This is a genomic window from Clostridioides sp. LIBA-7602 (assembly GCF_056688945.1).
The window spans coordinates 1,618,463-1,631,513 of the sequence record NZ_CP196991.1 but is presented as its reverse complement, the minus strand read 5'-3'; the positions used below and the strand labels follow the sequence as shown (position 1 = coordinate 1,631,513).

Here is a 13,051-nt window from a genome sequence, read left to right as displayed (position 1 = left end):
AATTCCCTCTGTTTTTTATTCTATAAATTCATAATTAAAGTTTAATCATTATTGCTTACTCATAAATTTAGAAATTTAATAGTCTGTTGTATTCTCATTCTTTAATATTTTACATATTGAGCTAGTTCCTAGTCTTTCAGCTCCTGCTTCTATAAATTTTTCTGCATCAGAAATTGATTTAACACCTCCAGCAGCTTTTATCTTTACATCTTTTCCAACATGTTCTTTCATAAGCTTTATATCTTCTAAAGTAGCCCCACCTGTTCCCATTCCTGTAGATGTTTTTATAAAATCAGCACCTGAAATTGTCACTATTTGACACATCTTTATTTTTTCATCTTCATCTAAATAACATGTTTCTATAATAACTTTTAAAACTTTCTCTCCAATAGCTTTTTTTATTTCTTTTATCTCATTTTCTATATTTTCATAAGCTTCATTTTTTATATCTGAAATGTTTACAACCATATCAACTTCGTCTGCTCCATTTTCAATGGCATCTCTTGCTTCAAATACTTTTGTAGCAGTAGTTTGATATCCTAAAGGAAATCCTATTACTGTACATACTTTTATTCTACCTTTTAGATATTCTGTCGCTCTTTTTACATATGAAGGTGGTATACAAACTGATGCTACATTCATATTTACAGCTTCATCACATAAAATTTTAATATCTTCCCATGTAGTTGTAGCTTTCAAAATAGTATGGTCCACTGTTTTTAATATATGTTTCATAAAATCCTCCTAAATTTGTGATTAATATAATTAAACTACTTTTTTAAATGCAGTTTTCTTTTTGCAATGTTTAGTATCATGTCAACTTCTTCAACCTTAAAAATATTCATTAATAATGTGTAAATTCCACCTCCAACTATAACTGCAATAGTTAATGATACAAATTCATTAAATGTGCCTACTCCCAGAATTCCAAATACAAATTTATACGTAAGGTATGATAAAATACTCATAATAAAAGATGCAGCTAAAGATTTCAGAGTTGCTTTTATTATTTTATCTTGACCAAAATATCCAACCTTTCTTTTTAAATTCCAGAAAAGTAATAATATACATGCAATTGATGATGAACTTGTTGCAAGTGCAAGACCGCCATGAGCCATTGGTTTTATTAAAATCAAATCTAACACTATATTTACACCTACAGATATAATCCCATTTACCATAGGTGTTTTTGTGTCCTGTAATGAATAAAAAACCTTACCTAAAATATCTCTTAAACCAAATGCAGTCATACCAACTGCATAAAAAGTTAAAGCAGTCGCTGTCATTTGAGTTGCCCTAGCATCAAAAGCTCCTCTCTCAAAAATGATTCTAACAACAGGAGTTGCAAAGAAAATAGATGCAACTGAAATAGGAATCATTGAGATTATTATCATATTTATACTAGATTTAACTGAGCTTGTAAATTTCTTTTGATTATTTTCTGCACTTAACTTTGATAACATAGGATACATAACAGATACTATTGAAGCTGTAAATGTGCCTGTAACAAAACCATTTAATCTATCTGCATAAGTAAGTGCAGGAATACTACCTTTAACTAGTGTAGAGGCTAACGTTGTATCCACCAATGAATTCACTTGATTAACAGCAACACCTATAAATACTGGTGAAAGTAATGTCAGTAATTTAATGAGGCTATCATCTTTAAAATTTAGGTAATATAAGTATTTGTAGTTCGTTTTTTTAACAAAAAACATGTAAAAAAGTAACTGAACTACCATAGCAATCACAGCGCCAATCGGAAGTATGTATGGACCAAATACTGTACTTAGCATTATTGAAATAATTATTACTATATTATAAGGTATACTCCCAAATCCAACTACAATAAAATTTTCTTTAATTTGTAAAAATGCTGACATAACACTAGTAATACCTATAAATATTATTCCTGTTATCAATATCTTAGTAAACTTTACAGTAAGAAAAAATCTCTCTCCCTCAAATCCTATCGCAAATATACTTACTAGTTGCTTTGAGAAAATAATACCTAGTATAGCAACAATTATGCATATACCAACTATTATATTTAAAACATTATTCAAAAACTTTAGTGCTTGCTTTTCACCTTGCTTACTACTTATATCTTGATACATTGGAATAAAAGTAGTAACTATAGCAGTACCAATTGCTGCAAATATAATATTTGGTATATTCATAGCTGTTAAATAACTTTCTGTATATAAGCCTGTACCATAAATTGATGATAGCACTAATTCTCTACCCATTCCAAGAATCTTAGAGATTATAGTAACTATCATCAAATAAAAAGTTGCTTTAGCCACCTTGCTCATTTTATCACTCCACTTCTAACATACTTCTTTTTAATCGAGTAAAATCTAGCTCCTTATATATAATTTAACCTATTAACCTTAAACCTATAAAATATAATTAACACCTATTTCTTAATATATCATAAACTACATTATTCTTCATATTTTTTTATTTCTACAATAACTTCTACATAATTATAATACAAGTTGTTCATACTCAATTATATTTAAAGAAATGGAGTTGTCACTTAATAACCTTTAAAGCAAAAAATAAAAAACAAATTTTATCATCTTTTTTAAACTATATTCTAACATATTTTGTCCATATTGAGAAATTTTACTAGACTATTATTTATTTTTATAAAAGAGAAAATTCTTTTATTAATAACACTCTCTTTTTATTTTAGTTAACAATAATATGAATTACAAATATAGTATACTTAAGCATATGTTGTAGTTTTTCTAAATCAGATTGTGTTTTCCTTTTCAATCTACATATTTACAAGATTTAACTACTAGCATATTACTTTGTTGTGATATTGATACATTTTTATTGTGCATCTCTTAATAAATTCTCTGTATCTTCCAATATATGCATACCATGTCCAAACAATGTATTATTGAGATTATCTTGAATGCATAAAATAATTATAAAGGTCTTTAATTCTTTGTTGTCCTGTTTCCTTATCAACTTTACTTATGTTGGATTGTTGTAAAATCAAGATAGATTTGAGCAGGTTTTAAAGCATATTCTTCCATTAGTTCATAAAAATATTTTTTCCCCGACTCGTTAAAAATTCAAATAAAATAACAGCACGCCTATAAAATATAAGTGTGCTGTTTATATATAATACATTTAAAAATATTAATAGAAATGCTTTAATTGTTTTAACTTACTTGGATGTCTTAACTTTCTTATTGCTTTAGCTTCTATTTGTCTTATTCGTTCTCTAGTAACTCCAAATACCTTTCCAATCTGTTCTAATGTCTTAGGGTCATCATCATCAATCCCAAATCTCATTCTTAAAACTTGCTGTTCTTGTTCTCCAAGACCTGTAAGTAACTCTTCTATTTTTTCTTTTAAATTATGTTGTTCAACTTCTCGTATTACAACATCCTTAAAATCAGCATCTGATGGTATAAATTCAACTAAACTACTATCCTCATCCTCTTTTAATGGCGTATCTAAAGATACAACATTTTTATCTCTTCTTAATAATTCCAGTACTTTATCAACTTCAAGACCACATGCATCTGCAATCTCTTCCACAGTTGGTTCTCTTAATAATACATTTAAAAGTTCTTGTTTCTTTTTCTTTACAAAATTTATTCTTTGATGAAGATGTATAGGTATCCTAATAGTATTTTCGCAATCATCGATATATCTTGTTATGCTTTGTTTTATCCACCAAGTTGCATAAGTGCTAAATTTGTATCCTTTTTTATAATCGTACTTTTCTACGGCTTTTATAAGTCCTATGTTTCCTGCTTGAATTAAGTCTAACATATCAATACTATCTCTTTTATATCTTTTTGCTATGCTCACTACCAACCTATAATTTGAATTTATAAACTTTTCCTTTGCTACTGAAGATGAGTTGATTATTTCCTTAGCCAGCTCTACCTCTTCTCCCGCTGACAACATTTTGTATTCCTCAATTTCCTTTAAATACATTTTCATCGCATTCGATACATTTGATGAACCCACACAAATATAATTTTCATAATTATTTTCTTTTTTAGTATCCATAATCAAACCCCTTCTATTCATAGAATTTGCTAAAACAAAAATAAATAATTTAAATCTACATAATCTACAATTACATAATATCCCCTTCTTCAAACAAGTTGTTTTGTACATTATGTATACAAAGTTACAAAAACTATACCTATAATACTATTCTACTTTTAACACCAATATCCTCCCTATATATATAATTTATTTTATTCCATCTTGTTATATCCTTGGTTTTTAGAATGATATATGTCTAAAAAAAAGACTGTTTAATAAACAGTCTCTTTTAATCTATATGCTCGATATTTAATTTTCATGATGATTACATCCACAGCCACAATTTTCATCGTGATGGTGATGTTCTTCTAAATCTTTTACTTGTTGCTCCATTTCATTAAACTCTTTTACCATTATATCATAAGTTGGAAGAGCTGCTTCAGTATCGTATTCTTCGCCTCTCCAATCAGCATACATCATAGCATCGCCATTAGTTAAAACTAATCTACCTGACATAGTTATATTATCTACTTCTTCTAAAAATTCTATTTGTTTTTGTAAAACTTCACCTTCTAGCTCTACATCTTCATCCAAACATTGAACTATCATTACAGGTGCATAATAATCTTCCTCATCTTTAACATTTACAATAATATCTAAAGTTCCTTCTGCGCCTTCTTCAAATTCTGCTAATTCAACATTTGTATCAATCATATCTTGAGGTACTAATAAATCTTCTATTAAATATTTTATTACTCTATCTTTTACTAATTCCTTTGACATTTATTTTTCTCCTTCCAATTCTGTAACATTATCATAATCATTTCTATATTATAGTATACTACATTAATTGTTTTTTCAATCTCTTACAAAAATTATTTTTTTATTATCTTCCTTATATTCCCTTTTTTATTACAATCTTGTAATCGCATTGATTTAAAAAATAGTTTATATTTAGTATAATAGAAATGTAGTACATATTTTTATTCAATATATTAATATATTGAAAATGTAATGTATGTTAAATCTAGGAGGAATATTATGAAGTTTAAAAAACAAATTAGCTCTATTGTTATATCTACGATGCTGGTACTTGGAAGTATGAACCTTTCTTATGCAGATGGTACAAACGTAGTTACACTTGGAGCTAACTTATCAGAATCTCAAAAGCAACAAATGCTTAATTACTTTGGAGTGAAAAAAGACCAAGTCTTAGTTTTAGATGTAACAAATGCAGAAGAAAGACAATACTTACAAGGTGTTGCAACAGAAGGTCAGCTTGGAAAAGTTACTATATCTTGTTCATATGTTGAACCTACTAAAAAAGGGAATGGAATTAATGTTAAAACAGCAAATTTAACTTGGGTAACTAGCTCAATGATTGCTTCAACACTTACAACAGCTGGTCTTGAAGATGCCAATGTTATCGCCGCTGCTCCATACCCTGTAAGTGGTACTGGTGCATTGACAGGAATCATGAAAGCATTTGAAGATGCTTCAGGAAAGAAACTTGATGAAACAAAGAAAGAGATTGCTTCTGAAGAATTGGTAGTTACAGGTGATTTAGGAGATGATATAGGTCAAGAAAAGGCAACTGGTGTAATGAATGATATAAAAACAGAAATTGTAAAAAATGGCACAAAAGACACTACTCAAATAGCAAATACAATAAACAATGTTGTAAATAATTACAATATTACTATTACACCAGAACAAAAAGAACAAATTAAAGGTGTAATGAAAAAAATAGCTGACCAAGATTATGATTACAATAACATGAAAAATACATTAGATAATGTATCAGATAATGTAAATGAGCAATTAAAGAAATTAGGTGAAAGTGTTAAAGGCTCTGGTATACTAGACACTATTGGTGGATGGTTTAGTGGAATAGGAGACTGGTTCTCTGGTTTATTCTCAGGTGGAGATAAAAAAGATTTAGGAATCTTAAATAGCACTAATGATGAGTCTCTTGGCTCTGATGCTGTAATAAACTCTACAGAAGGTGTTCAAATAAATCCACAAGATAACACTGATTCTAATAATAATAGTAATTCAAATAACTCAGAAAATAATAATACAGCTAATAACGAAAATAAAGATAACTCTCAATCAAATAACGATGACACAAATAATTCAGAAAATCAATCAAATAACGATGATTCAGTTGGTTTCTTTGAAAAAATAAAAAATTGGCTTTCAGGCTTATTTTAAAAATTAAATAAATAAAAAAAAAGAATTGCCTAAAATAGAAATTTTCTAAAGGGCAATTCTTTTTCTTTGCAATAAATTTTTATTACTCACTCATCTTTTTAGACTTATCTATACATGCACATATAGCTTTTATGACAGAAGCTCTAAAACCTTCCTCTTCAAGTACCTTAACTGCCTCTATAGTAGTTCCACCAGGTGAACACACCATATCCTTTAACTCGCCAGGATGTTTTCCTGTTTCAAGTACCATTTTTGCTGAACCCATAACTGCCTGTGATGCAAATTTATATGCCTGTTGTCTTGGCATACCTGCAATTACTGCTGCATCTGCCATAGCCTCTATAAATAAAAATACATATGCTGGTGCCGAACCACTCGCTCCAATTACAGCTTCTATAAGATATTCTGGTACTACTTCAGTATTTCCAAAAGAATTAAACACTTCTGTAACTGCCTCTAGGTCTTCATCGTTTATATTTTTATTTATAGAAAGAGAAGACATAGCTTCATTTACAAGAGCTGGAGTATTTGGCATAGTTCTAACTATTTTTTTATCTTCTCCTATGGTTGACTCTATATCTTTTATAGATTTTCCAGCGGCTATTGTAACTACAATTTTACTGTCATCTATAAAATCTTTTATATCTTCTAAAATATCATCATATATATCTGGCTTAACAGCCACAATTACTATATCAGAGTTTCTAGCTACTTCCTTTGAATCTTTTGTAGTATTTATTCCAAAACTTTTATGTATTCTATCAAGTGTTCCCTGACTGTATGCTGATGCTATAACCATATCAGGTTCAACTAATTTTGAATTTACTATCCCTCCTATCATAGCGCTTGCCATATTTCCTGCACCTATGAATCCAATTTTTTTCACTATAGTACCTCCTTATTATCTAGTATTAATAGTTAAAATTTAAACTTCTTTAATCGTATCAGATTTCTCAAATGGATTTGGAACACTTACCACCAAAATTTTTACTAATTTATTAGTATAGTTGACCCAATTGTGATTGTTCTTTTCACTATTATAATGTATTGTATCTCCTGGATACATTTCTATTTGCTCATCACCCAAAAACACTGTAAGAGTACCCTCTAGTACATACACAAACTCCTCACCGTCATGTACGTAACAACAAATTTCTTCACTACTCTTACTCGGAAGAATTTCAATTAATCTTGGCAACATTGTTTTTTCCTTTAGATTAGATGACAAATGATAATGTATAAATGTAGAATTTTCTACATCAAACACTTCTTTCTCATAACTTCTTAATACAGCTCTTTTATGCTCTTTCGGCTTCATAAAAAAGTATGTTAATTCTACATCTAATACACTTGCTATTTTTCCTAAGGAATCTGTTGCCACACTTGTCAATCCTCTTTCAAGCTGTGACAAAAAACCAATTGATAAGTTTGTTTTTTCACTCATATCTTTCAGTGTCATTTGCTTTTGAGTTCTAAGTTGCTTTATTTTTGCTCCTATGTCCTTATTCAAAACCATCACCCCTAAATAATTTTAATTTTTTCATAATATAAATACAAAAATATAAATATAGGCTTTTATGCCTATTTTATTTCACTTTTTAAAAAAATTATTAGTATTACTATAATTTATTAAATTTGTTTTGTCTACACTTTTACGATTTATTTTTCACATATTTTTATCTAACTCTACCAATTAAATATCTACTTCTTACAAGTCTTTATTTTTTATATAATAAAACTTAAGTTATTCATATGATTCAATATATTATCAAAATAATTCATAATAGTATACTAATCCTATTAATATACCTTATCTAATCAATATATCTAAATTATTTTTTATATGTTGCATGTCTTATTTAAATTTAATTATTAAAAATTCAGATTATTGTATTATTATTTCTACACATTCTTACATCCTTTTTTATAATTATAACATAATTTTACAATTTAATGACATCTATTCAATGCCTTTTTTTACTTTGCAACATCTTCCATTTTATAATTTAATATTATATATTTTTTTAGATACAGCCTTGTCAATTTTTAGATTGTCAAGTGTTATTGAAGTGTTTTATGTTCTTTTAAATATATCTCTATTCTAAATAGAATTTCTTTTTTTGTCAAAATTTCTTCATTCTTTAATAATTAATTTATTACTTATAAAATAAGTTAATTATCTATACAAATTTTATCATTTTTAATAAAATACACAAAAAAATTAATTTTTGTAGCTTATTTCGCCAAAATACATCTTTATTTATATTAGTAAAATAATTATAAATTTATTAAAATATGTTCGTAATTCATAAATTTATTTTTATTAAACTAAAAATTCTATAAAAAAATAAGATATCTATCTGGAGAAAATAATTTCCCATAGACAGATATCTCGGTTACATCAAGATTTATTCAATATAAAAACGCCACAAAAAATCTTTTGCCTCTTCTGCATAATCTATATTTATACGCTTACTAGTCTTTATATCCATCTGATTCTTACTAAACACCTTTATTCCTTCCTCATTATAATAAAAGTCACTTATATATAACTCTTCACCCATTATGCTCTTGCTATTTAAGCTTCTATCTATTTTTAAAGCCTTACAAAGTTTTCCTGGCCCATTAGTAATGTTTTTTATTTGATATTTACTCAAATCATTGTAAGATTTATTATATCTATTTATAGATATCTCATCTAGAGAAGTTACAGGTTCTACGCCTCTTATCAATACACACTCTGGTATATTTTCTACATTTGCCGATAAGTTTAAACAGTTGTACATACCATAGATTAAATAAACATATATATGTCCACCATCTAAATATAATGGCTTAGTTCTGTCCGTTTTTTTGTCACCATACACATGTGCTCCTTTGTCGGTTATACCCATATACGCTTCTGTCTCTATTATTTTAGTGACAATTGTTTTATCTTCATACTTTCTTATAAGATATTTGCCTAGTATTGATTTGGCTAAATCAATACCATTTTTTCTAAAAAAATCCTTTTCCAACACTTCACCTCATAAAATTTATTTTCAATGGATACAGTCTAGCTAAAAACATAAATAAAATTAGCTTATTTTATACTAGTATACGAATAATAGATTTCAGTATTTATTATTTATATATATCAAAAAATTCTATCTCGAATTTTTCAATGTTGTCATTATAATTTGACTTATCATAGACTTCTTCAACCACTTCTCTAATTGGGAATATAATTTTTACTTCTGTTCCTTCTCCTACTTTGCTGTCTATGTAAATTTCCCCATTTTGAATTTCAATCAATGATTTTGTAAGACACAGCCCTATTCCACTTCCAAATTCATTTGATATTCCACTATTTTCAATTTGTTTAAATCTATTAAATATATCAAATAATTTTTCTTTTTCTATACCTATACCAGTATCTTTTATAAGTATCTCTACTGTTTCACCTTTTTTATATATCCCTACAAGAATTTCTCCACCTTCTAAAGTAAACTTTATAGAATTTGATAATATATTCAGTATTATACGTTCTATAGATTCTGGGTCAAGCCCTACTCTCATAGTTTCCTCATTTGTATCAAAAACCAAGTCTATTCCCTTAGACCTAGCATAACTACTAATAGATGTAACTATTCTCTCTGTTATATCAATAATATCAAAATTAACTGCTTTAATCTTATATATATCTGATTTAACTTGAGAAATATTTATTATATTATCTATTAATCTTAATAATCTAAACATATTTTGTTTAGTTATTTGTATATGTTCTTTTAGTATATCCTGAGAATCAATTATTTTTCCCTTTTTATAAAGATTTTCGACAAGTTGAACTGAACTATATATATTATTTAAAGGTGTCTTAAGTTCATGAGATATATTAGCATAAAACTCCATTTTCATTTGGTCATATTGTCTTTGTTTTATTAATGCCTTCTTAAGTCTTTCAGACTCTCTTTGCACACTTAAATCTTTAATAATTCTCACTCTACTTCTTTTTTGTCCAAAATACAATGTTCTTGATATCATTTTTACTTCTTTAATATGATTGTTTTCGTTTACTATGTGAATACTCTTTTCTCTCTCTCCTATATTTAAATTATTTATGTATTTTTTTACTAATATATTTCTATATTTTTGTGTTGTAACTCCTAATACGTCACTAGAAATTCCAAATAGTTCTCTAAAAGCTCTATTTGTATATAGAACTCTTGATGTACTTAAATCTTCAAGAAAAATAGCTTCTGGTATAGCATCTAGTAATTTTTCGTATATTACCTTTTGTTCATTTACTATTCTAAGTATATTTATTTCTTTAGTTATATCTCTAAACGTAAGCAATTTAAATAGCTTATTATCAGACCAATAATCTCCAACTCTAACTTCTTCAACACGGTCTTCACCTTCTGAGTCAGACATTACAAAATTAACTATACAGTTTGCTGTATCATTATAACTTACTATTTCAGCTTTCTTTTCTTGTGTAAGATTTAATCTCTTAAATGATCTATTATCAAAGAAATCTATATTGAAAGTTTCAAAATATTGTTCTAATGTCATGCCAACTAAATCACTTGAATTACATTTAAAGCTCTTTTCATATTTCTTATTTATGCTTATTATCTTATTCTTCTTTATACCACCTTCAGCACTTCTTACAAGTATAGGAGATGGAATATTTAATATAATATTTTCATAATCTTTATTTATATGTCTTATTTCTTCATCCATTTTGATTTCATTTGTAATATCATTTAAGCTTATTAAGTAGTTACTTTCTTCTTTATTATTACTTAAACTCAATAAATAGATTTTATCATTTAATTCTACCTGCTTGTCAATTATACTTATATCATTGTCAAACTTCTTTAATTTTTTAGCTACATTTTTATCTTCTTTGACAAAAGTTAATATTTTATAAAAATTACTCATATCTTTTGAAAACTCATTTTTAAATTTATTATTTGTATAGCTTATATTAAAATCATAATCTGTTACTATCCACACATTTGGTATTGTATCAAGAGCTTGTCTCAATAACTCTTTTCTTTGGTCTATATAATTCTTTAATGTTCTTTGTATAGTCATATCTTTTTCTATTGCTAAATTTATCTTCCCTAGTTGCTCTGACTTTCTACTTAATTTTTTATTTATATAATCAAGCTCGTAATATGGATATACTATTCTATTATTGAAACTGTATACATATACATAATAAGTATGGTTACATAATAATAAATACACTACTCCTATTAACCTATCTGTATCTACTGTACTAAAACAAATTGCTATAAATCCTATAATTGTTGTAAAAAAAGCAAAATATGATAAATCTTTTATTAACTTATAGTGTTCAATTGTACTATCAAATTTATTCAATAAATATAACAAATTAAACAACGACATAGCAATATTAACTAATATAATAATCATATTCCAATTAAAATCACTAAAAATATTTCTTATAAAATAGTCTACTATGACAAAAGCACCATAAAAAATTAATACAGGGCTTATTCTCAATTTTTTTATTTTAGAAATGGTTAAATATATAAAAGTAGACATATTAATTATACTTAGATTGAGTAGCACAATTTGGAATTTTTGAAGTTTTAAATCTGCTACTCCTAAAATACTTACAAAAACTAATACGAGACATCCTATTTTTAATATATTTATAAATTCGTCTTTTTTGAAACTAGTTATATAAACTATAGAATACCCAAATATCCAAAGTAAAATTATCCTATACATATTTATAGAAACTGTATACAAATTTATATTTAAAATTGCAATAATCAAAAATACCCCATTAGCCAGTATATAGACCTTATTCTTGCTTAAAGTTCCCTTAGATTCCATATTCCCCACCACTTCTTCATTTTTATATAGTTTTACCTATAAATATGTTACCACAATTCTTCCAAAAAATTTGTCACTTTCTAGTTATAAAAAAAAATGAGTAAATATTTTTAATTTTACTCATTTTATAGATTTTGCATATTCAATTTAGAAAGCTGGCACTATACTTCCTTTATATTCATCTTGTATAAATTTCTTAACTTCTTTACTGTTCATAGCCTCTGATAAAGCTTTTATCTTATCACTATCTTTATTATTTTCTCTACAAGCTATTATATTTACATATGGAGAATCGCTTGATTCTATTACTATAGCATCTTTAGTAGGATTTAAGTTAGCTGTTAAAGCATAATTGGAATTTATAACTGCTCCATCAACATCTTTTAATACTGTTGGTAATTGTTCTGCATTCATTTCTTTTATTTGTATATTTTTAGGATTTTTAGTTATGTCTTTTTTAGTTATAAGCTCTCCATCTTTTACTTCTATTAATTTACTTTTTGCTAATAATTTAAGTGCTCTAGCTCCATTAGTTGCATCATTTGGCACAGCTATAACTGCTCCATCTTTTATTTCATCTAATGACTTAACTTTTTCTGAATAGAATCCCATTGGCTCTATGTGAACTTTAGATGTATACGTAAGTTTATATTCTTTCTCCTTCACAGTTTCTTCTAAAAATGGAATATGTTGAAAGAAGTTAGCATCCAAAGAACCTTCATCTAAAGCTGTATTTGGAAGTACATAGTCATCAAATATTTTTACTTCTAAATCATATCCTTTTTCTTTTAATAATGGCTTTGCAACTTCCAATATCTTTGCATGTGGATTTGATGAAGCTCCTACTAGTATTTTCTTATCCTCTTTGTTTGAACAACCTACTGCTGATATTGCTATTGCTGATACCAATGCTACTGATAATAATTTTTTTAATTTCATTTTTTACTCCCCC

General features: G+C 27.0%; 10 protein-coding genes. 1 reads left to right on the top strand and 9 read right to left on the bottom strand.

The window, feature by feature from the left end:
• Nucleotides 1-75: 75 nt before the first annotated feature.
• The 4 genes from deoC to ACTG45_RS07795 all read right to left on the bottom strand — a co-directional run bounded on the left by deoC (nucleotide 76) and on the right by ACTG45_RS07795 (nucleotide 4,809).
• Complete coding sequence (gene deoC / locus ACTG45_RS07810; RefSeq protein WP_021384280.1) at nucleotides 76-735, bottom strand: deoxyribose-phosphate aldolase; 660 nt, start codon at nucleotides 733-735, stop codon at nucleotides 76-78.
• 35 nt (nucleotides 736-770) lie between these two features.
• Entirely contained in the window at nucleotides 771-2,315 is a 1,545-nt protein-coding gene (gene murJ, locus ACTG45_RS07805; protein WP_479920115.1) for a murein biosynthesis integral membrane protein MurJ, read from the bottom strand.
• An 844-nt stretch (nucleotides 2,316-3,159) separates the two neighbouring features.
• Nucleotides 3,160-4,044 carry a sigma-70 family RNA polymerase sigma factor gene (locus ACTG45_RS07800; RefSeq protein ID WP_021384276.1) on the bottom strand — a complete coding sequence of 295 codons (885 nt, stop codon included), beginning with the start codon at nucleotides 4,042-4,044 and terminating at the stop codon, nucleotides 3,160-3,162.
• 291 nt (nucleotides 4,045-4,335) lie between these two features.
• A complete protein-coding gene (locus ACTG45_RS07795; protein WP_479918537.1) occupies nucleotides 4,336-4,809 on the bottom strand; it encodes a type I restriction enzyme HsdR N-terminal domain-containing protein in 474 nt (157 codons plus the stop codon).
• A gap of 258 nt (nucleotides 4,810-5,067) precedes the next feature.
• Between ACTG45_RS07795 and ACTG45_RS07790 the strand changes: the two genes are divergently transcribed.
• Nucleotides 5,068-6,240 (top strand): DUF1002 domain-containing protein, encoded by a 1,173-nt coding sequence (locus ACTG45_RS07790; protein ID WP_479920114.1) that lies wholly within the window; start codon nucleotides 5,068-5,070, stop codon nucleotides 6,238-6,240.
• 82 nt (nucleotides 6,241-6,322) lie between these two features.
• Here the strand turns inward: ACTG45_RS07790 and proC are convergent, their stop codons facing one another.
• The 5 genes from proC to ACTG45_RS07765 all read right to left on the bottom strand — a co-directional run bounded on the left by proC (nucleotide 6,323) and on the right by ACTG45_RS07765 (nucleotide 13,038).
• Nucleotides 6,323-7,126 carry a pyrroline-5-carboxylate reductase gene (gene proC, locus ACTG45_RS07785; RefSeq protein ID WP_479920113.1) on the bottom strand — a complete coding sequence of 268 codons (804 nt, stop codon included), beginning with the start codon at nucleotides 7,124-7,126 and terminating at the stop codon, nucleotides 6,323-6,325.
• Nucleotides 7,127-7,165: 39 nt separating this feature from the next.
• Entirely contained in the window at nucleotides 7,166-7,756 is a 591-nt protein-coding gene (locus ACTG45_RS07780) for a helix-turn-helix domain-containing protein (RefSeq protein ID WP_479918535.1), read from the bottom strand.
• A gap of 892 nt (nucleotides 7,757-8,648) precedes the next feature.
• Nucleotides 8,649-9,260, bottom strand: a complete 612-nt coding sequence (locus ACTG45_RS07775; RefSeq protein WP_044213203.1) for a DNA-3-methyladenine glycosylase — start codon at nucleotides 9,258-9,260, stop codon at nucleotides 8,649-8,651.
• 103 nt (nucleotides 9,261-9,363) lie between these two features.
• A complete protein-coding gene (locus ACTG45_RS07770; RefSeq protein WP_479918534.1) occupies nucleotides 9,364-12,099 on the bottom strand; it encodes a sensor histidine kinase in 2,736 nt (911 codons plus the stop codon).
• 147 nt (nucleotides 12,100-12,246) lie between these two features.
• A complete protein-coding gene (locus ACTG45_RS07765) occupies nucleotides 12,247-13,038 on the bottom strand; it encodes a MetQ/NlpA family ABC transporter substrate-binding protein (protein WP_021384237.1) in 792 nt (263 codons plus the stop codon).
• Nucleotides 13,039-13,051: the final 13 nt, after the last annotated feature.

Excerpts from the sequence above, each read along its gene's own strand:
- ACTG45_RS07795 (WP_479918537.1), bottom strand. The coding sequence starts at position 4,809 with ATGTCAAAGGAATTAGTAAAAGATAGAGTAATAAAATATTTAATAGAA.
- ACTG45_RS07800 (WP_021384276.1), bottom strand. The coding sequence starts at position 4,044 with ATGGATACTAAAAAAGAAAATAATTATGAAAATTATATTTGTGTGGGT.
- ACTG45_RS07790 (WP_479920114.1), top strand. The coding sequence starts at position 5,068 with ATGAAGTTTAAAAAACAAATTAGCTCTATTGTTATATCTACGATGCTG.
- ACTG45_RS07765 (WP_021384237.1), bottom strand. The coding sequence starts at position 13,038 with ATGAAATTAAAAAAATTATTATCAGTAGCATTGGTATCAGCAATAGCA.
- ACTG45_RS07780 (WP_479918535.1), bottom strand. The coding sequence starts at position 7,756 with ATGGTTTTGAATAAGGACATAGGAGCAAAAATAAAGCAACTTAGAACT.
- deoC (WP_021384280.1), bottom strand. The coding sequence starts at position 735 with ATGAAACATATATTAAAAACAGTGGACCATACTATTTTGAAAGCTACA.
- ACTG45_RS07770 (WP_479918534.1), bottom strand. The coding sequence starts at position 12,099 with ATGGAATCTAAGGGAACTTTAAGCAAGAATAAGGTCTATATACTGGCT.
- murJ (WP_479920115.1), bottom strand. The coding sequence starts at position 2,315 with ATGAGCAAGGTGGCTAAAGCAACTTTTTATTTGATGATAGTTACTATA.